The organism is Mesorhizobium sp. M1D.F.Ca.ET.043.01.1.1 (genome assembly GCF_003952385.1).
In the GTDB taxonomy this organism is placed as follows: Bacteria; Pseudomonadota; Alphaproteobacteria; order Rhizobiales; family Rhizobiaceae; genus Mesorhizobium.
Window position 1 is genome coordinate 255130 of sequence record NZ_CP034444.1, and the last position, 17964, is coordinate 273093.

15 protein-coding genes and 1 pseudogene are annotated in these 17964 nt (G+C 59.4%); 7 read left to right on the forward strand and 9 right to left on the reverse strand.

Features of this window, described 5'->3' with window-relative positions; genetic code table 11:
- The first annotated feature begins 155 nt into the window (after window positions 1–155).
- Both EJ067_RS35610 and EJ067_RS01380 read left to right on the forward strand, forming a co-directional pair.
- On the forward strand, window positions 156–284 hold the full coding sequence (locus tag EJ067_RS35610; protein WP_281058952.1) for a hypothetical protein: 129 nt from the start codon (window positions 156–158) through the stop codon (window positions 282–284).
- A 119-nt stretch (window positions 285–403) separates the two neighbouring features.
- Window positions 404–616, forward strand: a complete 213-nt coding sequence (locus EJ067_RS01380) for a hypothetical protein (protein WP_126084327.1) — start codon at window positions 404–406, stop codon at window positions 614–616.
- A 51-nt stretch (window positions 617–667) separates the two neighbouring features.
- Here EJ067_RS01380 and EJ067_RS01385 read toward each other — a convergent pair whose 3' ends face one another.
- The 6 genes from EJ067_RS01385 to EJ067_RS34340 all read right to left on the reverse strand — a co-directional run bounded on the left by EJ067_RS01385 (window position 668) and on the right by EJ067_RS34340 (window position 8907).
- Window positions 668–1450: a KilA-N domain-containing protein gene (locus EJ067_RS01385; RefSeq protein WP_189510292.1), complete on the reverse strand. Its 783-nt coding sequence runs from the start codon at window positions 1448–1450 to the stop codon at window positions 668–670.
- A gap of 482 nt (window positions 1451–1932) precedes the next feature.
- Window positions 1933–3546 (reverse strand): MDR family MFS transporter, encoded by a 1614-nt coding sequence (locus EJ067_RS01390; protein ID WP_126084329.1) that lies wholly within the window; start codon window positions 3544–3546, stop codon window positions 1933–1935.
- Window positions 3547–3597: 51 nt separating this feature from the next.
- A complete protein-coding gene (locus EJ067_RS01395) occupies window positions 3598–4845 on the reverse strand; it encodes an HlyD family secretion protein (RefSeq protein WP_126084330.1) in 1248 nt (415 codons plus the stop codon).
- A 1097-nt stretch (window positions 4846–5942) separates the two neighbouring features.
- Entirely contained in the window at window positions 5943–6818 is an 876-nt protein-coding gene (locus EJ067_RS01400) for an ATP-binding protein (protein ID WP_189510293.1), read from the reverse strand.
- Between the two features lie 527 nt (window positions 6819–7345).
- Window positions 7346–8299 carry a hypothetical protein gene (locus EJ067_RS01405; RefSeq protein WP_126084332.1) on the reverse strand — a complete coding sequence of 318 codons (954 nt, stop codon included), beginning with the start codon at window positions 8297–8299 and terminating at the stop codon, window positions 7346–7348.
- 434 nt (window positions 8300–8733) lie between these two features.
- Complete coding sequence (locus EJ067_RS34340; RefSeq protein WP_189510295.1) at window positions 8734–8907, reverse strand: hypothetical protein; 174 nt, start codon at window positions 8905–8907, stop codon at window positions 8734–8736.
- Window positions 8908–9057: 150 nt separating this feature from the next.
- On the opposite strand from EJ067_RS34340, the gene EJ067_RS01410 reads away from it, so the two are divergent.
- Both EJ067_RS01410 and EJ067_RS01415 read left to right on the forward strand, forming a co-directional pair.
- Window positions 9058–9312 (forward strand): hypothetical protein, encoded by a 255-nt coding sequence (locus EJ067_RS01410; RefSeq protein WP_126084333.1) that lies wholly within the window; start codon window positions 9058–9060, stop codon window positions 9310–9312.
- A 435-nt stretch (window positions 9313–9747) separates the two neighbouring features.
- The gene (locus tag EJ067_RS01415; protein ID WP_126084334.1) at window positions 9748–10167 is read left to right on the forward strand and encodes a CBS domain-containing protein; all 420 of its coding nucleotides are present in this window, start codon (window positions 9748–9750) and stop codon (window positions 10165–10167) included.
- A 308-nt stretch (window positions 10168–10475) separates the two neighbouring features.
- Here the strand turns inward: EJ067_RS01415 and EJ067_RS01425 are convergent.
- Window positions 10476–10638, reverse strand: a pseudogene (locus EJ067_RS01425) (transposase); the annotation flags it as partial.
- 269 nt (window positions 10639–10907) lie between these two features.
- Between EJ067_RS01425 and EJ067_RS01430 the strand changes: the two are divergent.
- Window positions 10908–11201, forward strand: coding sequence for a contact-dependent growth inhibition system immunity protein (locus EJ067_RS01430; protein WP_126084335.1), 294 nt, complete (start codon window positions 10908–10910; stop codon window positions 11199–11201).
- 141 nt (window positions 11202–11342) lie between these two features.
- On the opposite strand, the gene EJ067_RS01435 is transcribed toward EJ067_RS01430, so the two are convergent.
- Together EJ067_RS01435 and EJ067_RS01440 are read right to left on the reverse strand one after the other, a co-directional pair.
- Window positions 11343–11720, reverse strand: a complete 378-nt coding sequence (locus tag EJ067_RS01435) for a hypothetical protein (protein WP_126084336.1) — start codon at window positions 11718–11720, stop codon at window positions 11343–11345.
- A 110-nt stretch (window positions 11721–11830) separates the two neighbouring features.
- A complete protein-coding gene (locus tag EJ067_RS01440; RefSeq protein WP_126084337.1) occupies window positions 11831–12283 on the reverse strand; it encodes a DUF4440 domain-containing protein in 453 nt (150 codons plus the stop codon).
- A 912-nt stretch (window positions 12284–13195) separates the two neighbouring features.
- Here EJ067_RS01440 and EJ067_RS01445 point away from each other — a divergent pair.
- Together EJ067_RS01445 and EJ067_RS01450 are read left to right on the forward strand one after the other, a co-directional pair.
- On the forward strand, window positions 13196–16513 hold the full coding sequence (locus EJ067_RS01445) for an adenylate/guanylate cyclase domain-containing protein (protein ID WP_189510299.1): 3318 nt from the start codon (window positions 13196–13198) through the stop codon (window positions 16511–16513).
- Window positions 16514–17643: 1130 nt separating this feature from the next.
- The gene (locus EJ067_RS01450) at window positions 17644–17949 is read left to right on the forward strand and encodes a hypothetical protein (RefSeq protein WP_126084339.1); all 306 of its coding nucleotides are present in this window, start codon (window positions 17644–17646) and stop codon (window positions 17947–17949) included.
- The last annotated feature ends 15 nt before the right edge of the window (window positions 17950–17964 follow it).

The window sequence follows — 17964 nt, forward strand, 5'->3', positions numbered from 1 at the left end:
CCAGGATTTTCGCAGAACGCCACAGGAAGTGAATCCGGCCTTACTATCTTGCGGGGCATAAAACACAAACCCGCACTTTACGCACTCATGCTTCATGCCGAGATCGGGGGAAGCTACAGGCCAACCAAGCGTAGTGTGAAAAGCTCATCGAACACATGAAGCATATCGAGGCGGTTTTGCACCTCCTAGAGTCAGGTTTCAACGCGCGCGCCATTTCGATCACGCGCCGCAACAACCCGAACCCGCTGTTCAAACGCGGGCAAGTCATCCGGGTGCGCACGTGACGACCTGCACCGCATATGGGGCGCGGTAAGCTCGTCGCTGTTGAACAATCGGGACGTTACCCTGCACGAGGGCAGGCCACGGTGCTGGACCTTGCAAAAATAGAGATTAGATTCGGCGCATGGACTGGCGCACGAACCTGATAGCAAACCACAAGGCCGAAATCGCAAGGCTACGGGAAGAGATTCGCCAAGAGCAGGAAAATCCGGGAGAGATAGGCTCGACCATGCCGGACGGCACGCGTGTCAGCCTGAGTGACGAGATCATAGCTGACAATCTCAGGATGATCGCGACGCTTGAAGCGATCATAGCGCGCGCCGAAGCTGGCGACTAAACCGGCATCGCCGGCCCGCAATGAAGCAGGCCGGCGACAGTTTCAGCTCAGCTATTCCTTCGGACTGTCAATCGCCTTCTGGCGAGCCTTGCGGTCGCTTTCGATGGCGCTCTTGATCGATGACGCCGACTGCTTAGTGGCGTCCCGACATTCAAGGAAACCAGCCGACTGTTGCTGCTCAATACGCTCGGAAGCCAAGGCTTCTGCGGCCATGGTATAGGCCAGTTCGGGCAACGTCATGTGGTCCCGAATGTTGGCCTTTGCCGGTAGTCCGCGCCTTACGCGGATTTGCTTGGCCGTCCCGCCGTGCAGTTCCTTGTACGTCTCATTGGTGCAGATGGCGTACTCAACGGGTTCCTTCACGCCATGCTCGTCAAGGGCCTGCGTGTACTTCTTTCTGACGGCCTTTCCGATTTGACGGTGTAGGTCACGGTCATCGACGGCAGGCTTGCGCGAGATGATCTCCGGGATGAGCGTTTCGTCGCCACGCTGGTAGCGAAGGAACACATCACGGATTTCGACGCCGAGCTTCGGGGACAGGTATTCGGCATACGCAAGCGCGAGGTTTTCGTGCGCCCACGTGCCGCCGCCTTTCCCGGCCTTCGTGTAATAGACGGACCGGATTTCGTCCTTCGACAAAACCCCGGATTTTCCGGTGTTTTTGACCAACAGCGCCGTCATCGCGCCTTTAGCGCCCGGCAAAGCCAGCCAATCCGATGGCGTCTGGTTTTTAGAATATCCAGCCGCGACATGGATGTCGTTGAGGCAAACAAGACCGTTCTCATCGACCCGAATGCGGGTCTTCTTAAAGAGGATAACTTTCATTTCCGGCATTACGACATAAACCTTTCTTGATGTCGTTATGCGGCGGAGAAAGTCCTTGACAATGGGTGGGAGGAATCCCATTTAGGCGTCAAGTGATCACTTCTCCACCGCAAAGGTGGTGCAAATGGCCCGGCGATGCTTCCAACATCGACCGGGCCGCTCTGTTTTTCCCGACAATTTCGGTAAAACGATCAGTAAGTAGGTATCCGCCTGTCTACTGACAAGTTCCTGACGGAACTATTTTGCGCTTTTCTAAAGTGCACCGAAATAATCGACTCAAAAAGTCATTTGCACGCACATAATATTGCGCCGCACAATTTGTCCTTGCCTATGCTGCCTTGCGACGCTGCCAGTAGCCAGTGAAATCGACTGAGGGTTTCCGCGTCAGGCATTGCCGGCAACGCGTCTGGACCTCTTCACCGTTAGTATTGCGGCAGTTGTCTCGCGCCACGCGGCTTCCTGCGCATGCCAGATCGCGTCGGACAAGTCGCTCAGTGCGCGCCGCCGGCTTCAACATGGCCAGGCTTCTTCAGAAGCAGATTGGCAGCGAGCGCGATCACCAAGGCAACCCCGAGAAGGAAGAAAGTGTCACTGAAAGCCATAACGAAGGCCTGCTGCCTGACTCTCAGTGCAATCGCGATCACTCCCTTCTGTGCGGCGAGCGCGTGATCGCTGACACCATGGGACAGGAAGTAGGCGGTGAGCTTCTCGATACGCGAACGCGTTGCCTCTTCGAAAAGTGAGACCGACTGTATGAGCACGTTCGAATGGTACTGCTCGCGCTTGGTCAGGAAGGTCTGCAACAGCGCGATGCCGACGGCGCCGCCTAGGTTGCGGATCATATTGAACAAAGCCGATGCTGAGCCGGCGTTCTCCTGCTCGATGCCTGATGTGGCGATCGCCGAGAGCGGCGCGAAAACCAGTGCCTGGCCGATGGCCCGCACGATGTTCGGCCAGAACAATTGGTCGCTGGCATAGCCCGCGGTCATGTGCACATTCATGAAGTTCGAGGCGGCGAAGAGCGCAAAGCCCGTCACAATCACGAGGCGGACGTCGAAGCGCTGCATCAGGGACGGAACCAGCGGGATCAGCAGCAGCTGCGGCAGCCCGGTCCATGCGAGCACCAAGCCGATCTGCTCGGCGTTGTAGCCTTGGATGCGCGCGAGATAGACCGGCAAGATGAAGACCGAGCCGTAGAGAGCTGTTCCCAGCAAGAAATTGGCGAGGATACCGAAGCCGAAATTGCGACGCACGAGCAGCCTCAGATTGAGCAGCGGATGGCTCGAAGTGAGTTCGATCCAGATGAAGAGCGAGAGCGACACGGCCGCGATGATCGCCAGCCGCAAGATGAAAGGGGAGCCAAACCAGTCGTCCTTGTTGCCTTCCTCGAGCACCGTCTGCAGTGCGGCGAGACCGACGGCCATGGTCACGATGCCAGGCCAGTCGCCCTTGCTGAGCAAGGCGAGCCGCATCGGCTGGCGGTCGAGCGAGAACCACAGCATGCCGACCATCAGACCGCCGGGGACCAAGTTGACGTAGAAGATGTACTGCCAGCCCCAGTTTTCGGTGAGATAGCCCCCGATTGTCGGGCCGATCGCTGGCGCGAATGTTGCCGACATTGCAAAGAGCGCCAGTCCGATCGGCTGCCTGGCCTTAGGCAGTAGTGTGATGACGATGGTGAAGGCCATCGGGATGAGCACGCCGCCTGAGAAGCCCTGGATGGCCCTCAAGACGATCATCTGCCCGAGGTTGGCGGCGAAGGCACAAGCGACTGAAAAGGCGAGGAACAGTACTGCGTTGGTGATGAGGTAGTTGCGCAGCGAGAAGACCTGGGACAGCCAACCCGTCAGCGGGATTACGACGATCTCGGCGATGAGATAGGCGGTCGAGATCCAGCCGCCATCGTCAATACCGGCTCCGATGGCGCCCTGGATGTCGGCCAACGAGGCATTGACGATCTGAATGTTCAACACGGCCATGAAGGCGCCGAGAGTGGAGCCGACCACCGCCACCCAGACCCGCGGCGAGGTGGTGGCGCCAGCGGTTCCATTCTCGTTGCGGGCGGCTCGAGCAGGGGCTGGAATGGACGATGCGATGCTTGCCATGGGCTACGACTCCTAAGCGTGCAGGGAGGCGAACCTAATGCCCGCGGATTCCTACTCGGCGCGCTCAGTCGCGGCGCCGGCGTTCCAATCGAGGGATAGTGTTTCAGGCTTGGCGGACCTGCCGTTTGCGGCAAGCACCGTTGCCCTGGTGTCGATGGTCGGCTCGACGGACATGCCGGCTCTCAGCAGGTCGCCGAGTTGATGGTCGTCGATCGCTATCTTTACTGGAATGCGCTGTACGATCTTGGTGAAATTGCCGGTCGCGTTGTCTGGCGGCAGCAGCGCGAATTCGAGACCGCTTGCCGGTGACAGGCTGTCGACGTGACCCACAAGCTCGACGCCAGGGAAGCCGTCGACGGTAACATGCACCGGTTGGCCGTCGCGAACGTGTGTGAGTTGCGTCTCCTTAAAGTTGGCGACTACATAAACGGCGTTCTGCGGCACTACCGCCATCAGCTGTGTGCCGGCCCCGACATACTGGCCAACCCTAAGCGTACGGGCGCCAACGGTACCTTCGACCGGCGCAGTGATTGTCGTATAGGAAAGATTGAGCCTCGCCTGCTCGCCTGCGGCCCGCGCACGGTCCACCAGTGCAAGCGCCTTGTCACGTTCGGTGGCGAGTACATCAATCTTGATCTCGGCTGCGGCGACCGAGGCCTGATCGCGTACCAAACCGGCGGCGAGCTGGTCCGCCTCGGCGCGGCTGGCCTCGGCTTTCTGGGCTGTGCCAGTGCCGCTCCTAGCCAACGTGGTGTAACGGTCAGCGTCGACCGTTGCGAACCGCAGCGAGGCCTGGGTCGCAGTGACCGCTGCCTTCGCTTGCTCGATCAACGCCCGCTGCAGCACGATTTGTGCCTCGAGATTGCGGACAGTCGCCTGGGCGGCCCGCATGTCGGCTTCTGCCTGGTCAAGCGCTGTGCGGAAGTCCCGGTCATCGATGCGGGCTAGCACCTGCCCCGTCGTGACTTTCTGGTTGTCGCGGACCCGGACTTCGGCGATATAGCCAGAAACCTTTGGTGCGATCGTCGTCGAATCGGCCTTCAGATAGGCGTCGTCGGTCGATATGAGATATTGGCCCGTCGTCCAATAGTCGTGACCGTAGTAGATGCCGGCAACAATGCCCGCCAACAGCGCAATGGCGGCAATGGCACGCTTGAAATTCCGGCGCCCCGTCGGCGGTACGAGCTCATTCGAGGACACCGGCGCCAGAAGCGGCAAAGGAGCTTGCTCTGGCGATAGAAGCTCGCCGCTCGCCGCAGCAGTGGCAATAGCGTGAGGATCGAGAAGGTGCTTCGTCATGGGTGACGCTCGTCTTGCAGTTTTTGCGATACGCATTTTGCGTCGCCCCTACCCGCGCAGCCTCCGCAAGCAGGCCCTGGGAAGACCATGTGGTGGAGCTCAGCCCGGCAGCGTGGATCGAAGGACGTCCTGAGCCGATCGCACGAGTTGCGCCATGTGAGATCAGGTTCGCATGCCGCAATTTCCCCTCCGCACGGCGCATCCCTCGGTGCGACGGGAATGTGGTAATGGAGCGCGGCGAGCTCTGTTCGAACCGGGATGGTCCGTCCTGGCGCTCCCTCCCCTGCCATCCGCAGAAATTCCGACCGCAATCCATCGCCGCGCGGAGCAGCAATTCGATGCAATGCCTGCAGCAAAGGCAGCATAAGAGAAACTCCTTTAGATCGGCGGTTATGCGTTGTGTGCCTGATCCGATATCAGGCTGAGCGCCAAGGACCGGTCATCACCGCGTCAGCGGCCTCCGCAAGAAGATCGCTTCCGAAAAGTCGCACCTGATGGCTAAGAAGACTACGGTGCCAGACAGATAGGCTTGCCTATCCCATCGTATCGCGGATCTAGAATTTGTGTTTCCGCTTGACCGTTGCCGGTTGCGAACGGCGGTACACGAATGTCCCTGGCTACTAGAATTTCTACAACCTGCAGCGAGCCGCACTTGCCATTTAGCCAGCCTGCCTAAGTCGTTCACCCAGGAAGCATAGACCGGGGTATGGCACGCACGCCCCCCATGGCCGAGGTCCTCGCAACGAAAGGCAACAGCCCGCCCATGTACTGCTGTTGCCGAACGGCGGTTGTCGCCGATCCCCGCGTGTTTAGGGCGGCGGCAGGCGTTCCAGAGAGGGATGAGCAACTTCGTTTGGACAGCAATATCCTGGCGCGACCATTGCATCCAAGAGCTTGAGGTCGAGCCCACTTCGGACGAATGATGGCGAGTACTTCACCCCGCCACCATTCAGGCGGCTCAGACAGGAATCGGACCTGACTGGGAAGATCGCGAGCCGCCGACGGCTTTCAATTCACTCTGCACACGACCCTATCGTGGGGGGTTGCGCAAGAGCGGCAGCACCCGTTTCGATTCGACCATAATGGCGCGCCGCGTGTCACGCGTGTAGTGCGGTTCCGGCCTGTTGCTCGGTGCCACGAAATCTCGAAGCGCCGCCAAGCGTTTTGCGAAGAAAGCAGAAACTTGCATCGTTGCATTCCTTCCTGGTTGTTGAATTCAGTTGCTCGTATCCGCGGAAATGGCCGGCAGCCATAGATCGATGGCAGGCAGTGCCATGTCCGAGGGCACTGATGATCGAGAGTCCGCCGCTCAAACTCTCCACGATGCGCCTGACGATCGCGAGGCCAAGGCCGCTTCCGCTCGCCTTTGTGGAGAAAGTCTCCCGACCCGCCGTTTTGAGCGTCCTGTCATCCATCCCGACACCGCTGTCGCAGACGGATAGCCGGATCATCCGTTGTGGCCGAGCCGCTTTGCTCGAAGGTGGAAACTCCAAAGCGGTGGCCAGGGAGATTTCGCCGCCATCGGGCATCGCATCGCGTGCGTTCAGGACCAGATTGAGAAGTGCTTGTTCGACGAACTCCCGGTCAATGAAGGCCAGTGGAAGGTTGCCCGCGACGTGAAGCGTCAGCCTAATGTCTGGTGCGAGGATATTCGCAAGCACGAGTTGGAACTGCTCGAGCAGCTGGCGAATATCCGTCGGCTCTGGCCGTGGAGGGCACGCATTCGCAAATTCAAGAAGTTGCCGGGCAACGACTTTCGCGCGAAACGCGCAGTAGATCGCAGCGTCGATCTTTCCAAGTTCTCTCGACGTGCCGGCGCGGCGCCGCTGCAGGTCTTCCAGGGCAATCACGACCGGCGTCAGCAGGTTGTTGAAATCATGAACGATCGATGACAACAGGGCGGGGTCCATGTACGGAGGAACCGACCCATCTGGACCGCTGCGACTGAATTGCGAAGACGTATATTCCCGCATGGTTGGCTCCATGAAACCGTTCTGGACTGCTCGAACGGCGACCGAGCTAACAACAGAGCAAGTCCGGCGCGCTATTGTGCCGACGTATGAAACGGCCACCCTTTCGGACACAGCCACTGATCGGAATCGACAACAGAGACGTCTGTTAGGGTTGGACGACGCCATCCTCTGGACGGACAGCCAGGCTAGACTGCCAACGAGTCGGGGAGCCCCTGCCGCGCAGCACGCCGTGGTCAGGGAAAGCTGTTCGCTGCCGGCAACCGCAGCAGACGTTGCCGTGGTTCGACTATCGGCCAAGAGCTTATCAGGCCGCCTCGGCCTTTAGAGAGGAGACAGCGCCCGCGGCGCGGAAAAGGCGTATTGGTCCGAACGGCGGCGAGTCCGGTTTCAAGGAATGCAACGACCTCCCGGAGCGACTTACATGAGGCGCAAAGCTGCCCAAACTCAACAAAACTGCTGGATACCGCCGCTCAGCCCTCCCTCACGCTCATTTCCAGGGTATCTTAGCGCACTCTTTAGGCTAAATTTTAGGCTTGAAAACTCTCGTCAGACTGGCTGGATGCCGCGCTCTGCCGCCCCGCTTTTGGTTTGAGGCCGGAAGGACCCGTTGTCGTCATTGGCGCTGGCTCCTCTGGAGCACTAGCATCACCACCGAACAGCTCTGGATAGAGGTCTGGACGGGAAAGCTGAAAGCGGGAGGGGCGAATACGTGATGCCGGAGCCGGCTTCGGTATTGATCTCGGCGCCGCCACGAGTTTGGTTGGTTCGGGGAGCGCCTTCCACTTTTGCTCTCGAAGGTACGCCGCGAAGCTGCAGATCATCTTCCGACCAACAGCCTTGTTGGCCTGAACGAACCGGTCGATCTCACGGCCGGCCTCCAAGCGGTCCTCGCGTGCCAAGGTCTGCCAAGCCACCAGCGCATCCTCCCGGCTGTCGGCGAATCCTGAGGGCCAAGTGTGGCGAGCACGTTCGAATTCATTCCCATCCTCGTCGCGTAGGCGCTCTCTCTCGATTGATGGTTGTTCTGACGAGTCGGGTTGCACCGATGCGACCCGTGTAGTCGCACCTGTGCGACCCGTCGCGCCGGTGCAACCCGTCGCACTTGTACGACCCGTTGCAGTCCTATTTCGACGCCGTTCTTCAGCCTTTTCGAACTCTGGTAACTTCGGAAAAGTATCCAGCCGCGCGACGTTCATTTGGTAGCGCCTAGTCATGCCAGGAGCGCCGCCCTTATCGTTACCGACAACTCGAAACCACCAGTTGCCTGCCGCTTCATCTTCCGGTTTAGCGGGCATGAGTCGGTGTAGAATGCGTTGCGCCTGCGATCGGCTGACACGCATGGCCTCCGCTAAAAGCGCAATCGAAGGGTAGAGGCTGTCGCCGTCGTCATTGCACCAATTGGCCATTATGAGCATGCACGTGAATTCGCTACCACCCACTGGCGCGCGCTGGATCACCTTCGTCATCACTTCGATGCTCACGCGCACCACCCGTTCGCCTCGCGGGTGGCTGCAAACGCTTCATGCGGCGTCAGGTCGAAGCGGCTCCCAAGGGGCTGAATACAGAGCGGTTCGCATGTCTCAAGTTGAGCTGTTGCGCTCCGAGCTGCAGCTTCGTTGATCGAGGTCCCCTCATTGGGGCAAGCGCCAGCTGGCTCGGTCGGAAACCCGACGATAACCCTTTGAATTTGCATGTGGCCGTTTTCCCGAAGTCGGGAAAAATCGGCTTTGTAATCAACGCTTCATTGGGGACTCTGACTCCGTTAGTCCTGGTTCGAATCCAGGTTCCCCAGCCACTCAATTAAGCCTGCAAAAGCAAGCATTTACGCGATACGTGCAGGGAGCGCGATGTGCCGCTGACGCCGATAGCGATCAACGCCTTGAAAGAGCCCTTGCCATAGCGAACGGTCCAGACGTCACGGTAGCGCGTGCAGCAGCTCAACCTGAGCAATCGAAACAGGAGAGCCGAACTCCACGCTCTCGCTCACCTTTTCAGCGGCAGCGCGGAACTCGGCCGCAGCCTTGGACGGATCGAAGGTCGGCAAGGCGGTGCCTGTAATGGTGTCAGGGGTTTTTTCAGCGGTGGACATAGTTTCCATCCTTCAGTGGACACCCCAAAAACGCCTCGCTGACAGCGTGCTCGATAAATCCGTCCGCCGGACGTGAAGGGTTCTCACCGCAACAGACTCCATTATCAGGTATAGTCCCTAAGCGATCGCCGACGGCGGAGGAAAGAGCAAATGTCCGCGGATGCGGCACCGAGAAAGGTGGATGCCGAATATGCGATTGAATACCTCCAGGAACATCCGGAGGCCGGGCTTTGCTGCGAGGATCGGCGCTGGTGGATTACGCCGAACGCCAACCAGACCGATCAGCAGGTCCTGCTTCTTGATGTAGTCGAGGCTGAGCGGCTCAAAGATGATCCTCGCCTTCGACTGTTGTCCGGGACTGCTCATGCGGGCCGGTCGGTCTGGGTCGTTCGGAGAATGACTTAACGGTGTGCATCCGCTAACACCCTGAGCGCCAGACTGTGCGTAGACAAGGCGGCTGCACGCGGCCGCGCCGTCTCCATCCGTGAACCTGCCACTTCGCTGAAGCCATTCGGCCGGTTATCCCGTCCATCCGGCGATCCGGTATCATAAGCCTTCGAAGCATCGCCATGGCGCTGAACCAACGCCGCGTCCGTACCACTCGGGCCACTGGCAGGTGTCGAATGTGAGGAACTTTTCTAACCCGAGACATGGGGTCGGGGGCGCCGATGGAATAGCGGCTGGACCGTTCGAAGAGAAAGGCGATCGATACGCACTCAATGTACTCGTCGATGCTCCACCGGCTCTGTGTCGGCGTGCGTCCTCATGTTTCCAGAAAATCCAGTCCGAGGTAACATGAGACAGAGGGACATGCACCAACCTCAGAAAGGGAGGTCAGTCATGAAAGTCAAAGACGCGATGCACAAAGGTGTCGACTGGGTCAGCCCCGAAACCACCGTCACCGAACTGGCGAAATTGATGCTAGCCGAGGACATCGGTTCGATTCCCATCGGAGAGAACGACCGGCTGATCGGAATGGTGACCGACCGCGACATTGTTTGCAAAGGACTGGCGGAGGATGGTTTCGACAGCCGCACAGCGACGGCGCGCGATGTCATGACGACCGGCATTCACTGCTGCCGCGAAGACGACGATCTGGCCAAGGCCATGCGGCACATGGAGGAACTGAAAATCCGCAGGTTGCCGGTGATCAACAAGAGTATGCGGATGGTAGGCATCCTCAGCGTCGGCGACGTCGGTCAGTCGGCGCCCAGGGAACTTGTGTCCGAATACGTCAAGAGCGTTTCCGCCCACCACTGAAGGGCGGCTCGCCCGGCGGATAGTCGATATCCGTCGGGCTTCGCCCATGCTCTCGATCGAAGACCTCAACCGACCACAGCGAGCCGGCGGTAATGTCCGGTCCTCGTGGCCAGTTCGACCGCCTCTCGCGCAACATCGCGTTTATTGCCTGACTTGGTTGCCCAGCGTGTCGTCGCAGAACTCGGTACCGACACCGACCCTTCATGCTGCACCGCTACACCGCACTGGCCGAGAAGGAGCGCCGCCATATTTCGGAACGGATTCGTGCCCCCCATTAACTTAACAACTCGTCCCCTGTGCGTGTTGCGTGGTCCATAACGCCCGGGCAGATCGCGCCATGCGCACCGGAGCGCAGCACCCAGAAGATGCCAGCACGCGGCGATCATCCACGCGAGGCACGCCTCGGGGCTTGTTGGGCAATAGCGGTGCGATCACGCGCCATTCGAGGTCAGTCAGGTCATATCGGCTCATGCGGAGCCTGAATCAGATTTTACCACAACATGAAAGCCTCAACCGAAAAGCGCCGTTCTGCGGACGCTGGACAGTGAGCCACAACGCCGCATAGGCTCTCCATCGGCTTTCATAGTGGAGAACTCGGATGGGACAATCCGCCAAGCGGCGCCGATCCAAAACAACGGGTGATTGCACGCTGGAAGAACTGGACGGCCAGAGGTGGGCCAACGTTCGACTCCGATGTCGTTCGCACGTCTCACTCCCTGCGGCGCAAACCCCTGAACACTTTGACCGACGAGGAACTGCGGCTGGCTGTCGAACAAGGGATAGCTTTGGAATGGCTGGTCCCGCTCATGCTGCGACGCTTGGCGGAAGACTCATTTCGCGCCGGCGACTTCTTCGAAGGTGATCTGCTGACGAGCCTAGCCCGCATTCCCTCCAGCTACTGGACCGAACATCCAGCAGAGAAGGCAGTTCTTGCGACCGACGTCATGACAGCAGCCATTGCAGATGACCGATTGCCTGGCATGACCAGGGAAACACAACAGGCCGTCGCCGATCTTCGCGCGGCATCGGAGTAGCCACCGACGATCCATCCCGACCGTCACTCGTTTATGAGTTCACGGCCTAGTCCCCGCTTCGTTGGCAATGTCCAGCGATCTTGGGATGCGGATTGGGCCAGGAGTATTGCTGTACCGTAAGCAGGCTCCTGACTGCCCCAGTCAGGCCGAAATGATCGCCCACAGCTGCGTCGCCCCCATCGCAAGCACGAGGATGACGCTTACTCCGATGAACAACGCCGTAGGTATCTGCTTCAGGTGAGCGCCAAAGCGGCTGCCTGAGAAGTCGTCGACGGCATCGTCCAGCATCGCCTTTAAGTCATCCATGGCGGCCTTGGCTGCCAAGACGCCATAAACTGTCATTGCGACCACAATCGTCGCGAGCGCGATCCTGGCGGCTAGTCCCGCCGAAGGCGCGTACGCTAGTATCGCAAACATGGTCGCGATACTGGCAAAGAAAATGATCGCATATGTCTGCGTCAAATGGGCAAGTCGCGCAGCCGCCGCCGCCAGGTATTGATCAACGGAAAGTTTCGCCATCTGCTCCTCCGGCAAGTGACCGCTTGGGTACCGAGTTGCAAATGAACTCCACGAAATTGGCGATGGTCTATGGTTATGATCCTAAGGCGCCCGGCATCCAATGCTAACGTTCATTTCCCGGGATCGGAGTTCCATATGTCCCGGTAGAGCTTCCAGCTGCCGTCCTGTCCTTTCTTCCAGACCACCACATACTTCCCGACGGCATCCACCAGCTTCGAATCCTTGCCCGGTGCCTTGAGGGAGAAAGTCCCGGACTCGTATGCAAAATCTCCGCTTTCCTGGACCTCAAGCGTGGTGAGCGTCAGCTCTGATATGCCCATATCGATGGCGCCCTGCCATAGCTTTTGGATATTCTGCCGGCCGTCGACTCGCGCCATATCTGGCGGGAATGCGGCCGCATCATCCGCGTACTTCGATGCGACCCCCGCCGCATCCTTACTGTTGTACGCCTTCACGAACTCGGCATTGGCGGCTTCAATGGCTTCTTTGGCAGACTGAGCCTGGGCAGATCCAAGGCAGAGCGACGTGACAGCAACGACGAGCAGATAATGCTTGAAAGTCATTTCATCCTCCCCTGTTCCGGTCTCTAGTTATTCCCCGTTTGAGGTTATCAGACAGACTTTCTGGTGGTCGCCCGGCCACAAGTTCATGACGTCGATCTGGTCGCGGCGTCACAGTGCTAGCAAGCATCCCGGCGCATTCCCCGATGACCGCATCGCCGTGAACAGGCTGCAGCCGCGGCCATCACGCTTGCCAGCCCTGCGCATCGTCGTGCACCGAAGGTGCCCCAAACGGTAATCGCAGTCGTCATCATGCAGAGCATCGGACATGCCAAATGGCCCGTTGGGCTTTGCGCTGGACGATGCGACCTTAGCTTCTAGTTTAGCATTCACTAATTTGCAAAGCAAACGCGAGGGGCACCTGCGCGACCGATCCCATCCTTACGACAATTGCTGCGGCAACAAACGATGCCAACGACGTCAGAGCGACTAAGAAGCTCTTGCACGCTCAAGCTGAACGCCCGCCGATAATGGAAGAGCGCTTCTTCGATAGTGGGTTTCCCGATTTAGCGGTCCTCCGCTGCCATCCAATACAATCAACAACTTATCTGAAATCATCGTGTCGCCGTTCCCCGACGCTCCAGGCATCATGCCATCAGCAGGTTTAGACCGGTGGTTCGCTCAGATGGCGCCTCACCAGCCATAGCTACGCGAATTGTCGAACGACCAAAGTAGGACCGAAAGCAGACCGACGGCTTCGAGGGGTCAGATCTGACCCAAAGCTGATGATTGTTCATTGGGAGCGTATAGTCCGCCTCGCGTCCATAGGCCGTCATTGCGCCGCGATTTGCATGGCCGAGGTGGCCAATCCACATCCTCCCGAGCGAACCTTCGTCTTCCGAATCTGAAGCAATTTCCATGCGTCTGAGCTAATATGACGTGGAGGGGCCGAATTCAGCCTTGGGGAAAGGTGTCGTGGACATTGCTGCTTGGTTGCGACTTCTCGGGCTGGAGCAATACGAGGCGACGTTTCGCGATAACGCCATTGACGCTGAAGTTCTGGCCGATTTGACCGAGGCCGATCTAGAGAAGCTCGGTATGCTGCTCGGTCATCGCAAGCGGCTCCTCAAAGCAATCGTGGAACTGGAGGCGTCGACGAACCGCTCGAAGTCGGTTCAACCGAACGCGGCGGAGCCCATCGCCGAGCGCCGACAGCTGACTGTCATGTTCGCCGATCTCGTCGGCTCGACGGCGCTGGCGACACGTCTGGATCCCGAGGACTTGCGTGAGATCATCGGTACGTATCACCGCTATGTCGCCGATACGGTCGCGCACTTCGGCGGCTTTGTCGCCAAGTACATGGGCGATGGCGTGTTGGTGTATTTCGGGTACCCGCAAGCGCACGAGAACGACGCGGAACAGGCAGTGCGCGCGGGCCTTGCGCTCGTCGGTCCCGTCAGGCTGCTTCAGCAGTCCGAGCCATTGCGGATTCGCGTCGGCATCGCCACCGGCCAAGTGGTCGTCGGCGATCTGATCAGTTCAGGCGAAGGACAGGAGCGCGGCGTCGTGGGCGAGACGCCGAACCTCGCCGCGAGACTGCAAGTTCTTGCTGAGCCCGACTCCGTCGTTATCGGGCCGCAAACGCGGCAGCTGGTCGGCGATCTTTTCGAATATTGCGATCTTGGCGCAGTCGAGGTGAAGGGCTTTCCGGCGCCGATCCATCCCTATGCAGTGGTTCGCGAGAGCGCGGTCGAAAGCCGGTTCGAGGCGCTGCACGGGGCGACGCCGACGTCGCTGGTCGGACGTCAGGAGGAGATCGATCTGCTGCAGCGCCACTGGCATCACGCGAAAAATGGCGAAGGTCGCGTGGTCCTGCTCTCAGGCGAGCCCGGCATCGGAAAGTCGCGCCTCACCGTCACCTTGCAGGAGCGGATCCAGAATGAGCCACACACCCGCTTGCGCTATTTCTGTTCGCCGCACCGTCAAGACAGCGCGCTCCACCCGACCATTGCGCAGCTAGAACGTGCCGCCGGGTTGGAGCGCGACGACCCACCTGAGAGGAAGCTGGATAAGCTTGCGGTCCTGCTTGCCCCCGCCTCGCCGGAGGACGTGTCCCTGCTGGCCGAGCTGCTGTCGTTGCCGACCGAAGGTCGCTTCCCGCCTCTCCAACTGACGCCCCAGCGGAAGAAAGAGAAAATCTTCGATGCGCTGCTCCGGCAGCTCGAAAACTTGGCGGGACGAGGTCCGGTGCTGATGCTCTTCGAGGATGTACACTGGATCGACCCCAGCTCGCGCGAGCTGCTCGAGCTGGTCATCGAACGGGTGCCGCGCCTGCCAGTGCTCCTTCTCCTCACCTTTCGCCCCGAGTTTCAACCGCCGTGGACTGGGCAGGCGCACGTCACGGTTCTTGTTCTTAATCGGCTCGACCGTCGTGAAGGCGCTGCGTTGGTCCAGCGGGTCGTCGGCACCGGAGAGCTGCCGACCGACGTCGTTGCGGAGATCATCGAGCGCACGGATGGGGTGCCACTGTTCGTTGAGGAGCTGACCAAGGCTGTGCTGGAGGGCGGCAACGCCAGGACAGTGCTCTCAAAAGCTGCTGCGACTGCGTTGAACGTGCCCGCCACGCTGCATGCCTCGCTGATGGCGCGGCTTGATCGTCTCGGCTCTGCCGCCAAGGACGTTGCCCAGGTCGGCGCGGTTCTCGGTCGGGAATTCTCCTACGAGTTGCTGGCAGCAGTAGCACAGCGAAATGCCGCCGAGCTAAACGGCGCGCTGGATCAACTCGTCGGCGCCGGTCTGGTGTTCTGCCGCGGGACGCGGCCGCTGGCCACATACCTCTTCAAGCATGCGCTCGTTCAGGACGCAGCGTATGGCACGCTGCTGCGCGCCAAGCGCCAGGAGCTACATAAGCGAGTCGCTGACGGGTTGGAGGAAAAGTGGCCCGAGATCACTGAAGCGCAACCCGAACTCCTCGCGCACCATCTTCAGGAAGCGGGGGATTGGGCGGGCGCGGTCGATCACTGGCAAAAGGCGGGAGAGGCCGCTCTGGCCAGAGCGGCTACCCGGGAAGCCGTGTCGCACTTTGCCAGTGCTATTGATTGCAGCAGGAGACTTGGCGACGTCTCCGGCGGCGCCCAACGGGTGACGCGTCTCCACCTTGCGATGGCCAATGCCTTGATGCAGGCAGAAGGGTATCGTTCTGAGCGCCTTGGGAAGACGCTTGAAGACGCACGTCTTGCAGCCGCGAAGACTGCATCGGTCGAATTGCAATGTGACGTTGCGCTTTCACTCGCTCCATTTTTTTATGCCACTGGGCGCAATCACGATTACCTGACCCTGGCCGAAGAGCAGCTCGCAAACTGTGCCGATCTCCTTCCAACGGCCCATCTGAGTGGTCTTTGGGCAACAAAGGGGATCGCTCATTCCAACCGGGGAGAAGAGCCGCTGGCAGCAGAGGCCTTGCGCAAGGCCTTAGATCTGATTGATCGCGTTGACCCAAGTCATCGTATTTCGTTCGCCGGTGCGGATCAACGTGTCTCTGCCCAAGCATATTTCAGCGAATCGCTGATCCTGTTGGGTTTCTTTGATGCTGCAGTCGAAGAGAAAGAGCGCCTGATGCGCAATTTTGACCAGCTCGATAAGCCTTTCGACCTCGCGTGGCATCTTCTCGTGCAGTGCCAATTGTGCGCGCTGCTCGGTCAATACGAGGAACTCCTTGAGAACGCTACGAAGATCGTCGAGATTTGCGAACTGCATGGCTACACGGCGCGTCGAGGCAGCGGCATTAGGTGGCGTGGTCATGCCCGCTCGCATTTAGGCGAACTGGATGCCGGCATCGATGACGTCCGGGAGAGTTTGGTTCTTTGGCGTGGGCACGGCGTCGTATTTCATACCCCTGAGAAAGCATGCGAACTTTGTGATCTTCTCCTGAGGGCCAGTCGCATCGAAGACGCATCGCAAATGCTTGATGATATCGATACGCTTGTTTTTGATACGGACGAAGCGTCCTACCTGGCAGAATGCATCCGGCTTCGTGGCCAAATCGCCGCGGACAGAGGTGACCTGACGAGTGCCACACAACTATTCGAAACAGCAATTGCCACTGCCCGTCGGCAGCAAGCGAAACTCTTCGAGCTTCGCGCCACAACGCAACTAGCACCAGTTCTGGCACGGCAAGGTCGTGTCCATGAGGCGGCGACTGGTCTGCAAGCAGTCGTCCACACATTTGACACTAGGTATCCAATCGTCGACCTCATCGCGGCACAAAGGGAGCTGGCCACGTTGGGCCGTTGAGCTCGCATCCCTACCTTCGGCTCCAACAAGTAGCTTGCGTCGATTCGATCCAAATTGCCTGGCTTGTTGCCACGCCAAACGGATGCTCGTCCGGTGGATTGGAACGTTACCAACGGATGGGATGAGACGTTCACGTTTATAGCGGCGTAGGTCTGAACATGCCGAAAACATGACGTCCAGTGTGGTCGCAGACGATGTCCACTTTCGGAGAGCGGCAAAGTCGAGATCTACGGCCGAGACGGGGCGCATAGCAGCCGCTTAGCCCCTAGGAGTATAGCGCGCTTTCGTGCTGACGCTCCGACAAGGACGCATGTGCCAGAAAGTCGATGCTCCTACCGAATCTACGTCCAATTTGTCCCATCAGCCCACGCAGTTCGGGCTTCTGAGCGACCCAGAAAGTTCGAAAAGCTTCCAAGAACCCCGGCCACTCAAATAATCAAGCAGGAACAATAGCTGAAAGTACGCCGGCGGGTCATGTTGCATCAGCCGCTGGCCCGTGACTAGGCAAAGCAGCCCGGCTGTATCCACCGCCCATCGTCCTTATGGATGGGCCTCGCCAACCAATGAATGCATTCGAAGCATATTAGCAGAAGCCTATATTTGTCCTCAGCCGGTGCCGTGTTTCGATTCCGAGCCCCCGCCGGTTAGGCCCGGCTTGCACTGGCCTACCCCGCCGGAGCGCCGGGCCGCTCCCGTGTCAGGGACAGGGCGTCCACCGCCGCCGGTAGCGCAGCACGAGCCCGCCCGCGAGGGACGGTCTCATCGGCTCGCCTCGGTATGTGGCGCAAAGAAGCAGCGGATATATAGCGGACAAGCAGATGTGGTACTGGCTGTCTTCGCTCTCTATGACGCGGTTCCTGGGACTGAAATATCGCGTCTTGGACCCCATGCGGACATTGAAATTGCCGCCCGGCAGCGGCTCGACAAAGCGCGGGTTGATGACCCCACAATCCTTCTTGTCGTCGCAACATTCATAGCCGGTGACCGGATCATGGTAGCCGGTGTACCAGGTGTGAGCGACAGCGCATTAGCTTCATCGCCTGCATAATTTAACATGGCGGCCGACCAGCGGGCCATACCATACATTAGCTATCGCTTGACGAAGACGCCGGCCGCTCCAGACTCATGGCATGGCCGTGGGCATCAACATTGGCGATGAGGTCGCTGTCACCGCGACCGTGAGGCGTCGAGTGACCGAAGACCGCGTCAGCGTATCGATCCCAAGCTATGGCTTCCCGCACTCGATCGTCGATCGAACGTCCAAGGTAGAAAAAGGCCAGCAGATAGAGCTTGTCGGCGACGTCACCCATGTCGATGGCGAGTGGGTCACGGTGAACCTGGGTGTCCCGGTTACGCTGAACATGGGTATGCTGAGACTGGTAACAGCCTACAGGCCGCCTTCGAGGAAGACGACCCTCGTCGACAAGCCGACTTAAAGGGCAGGCCCCGTC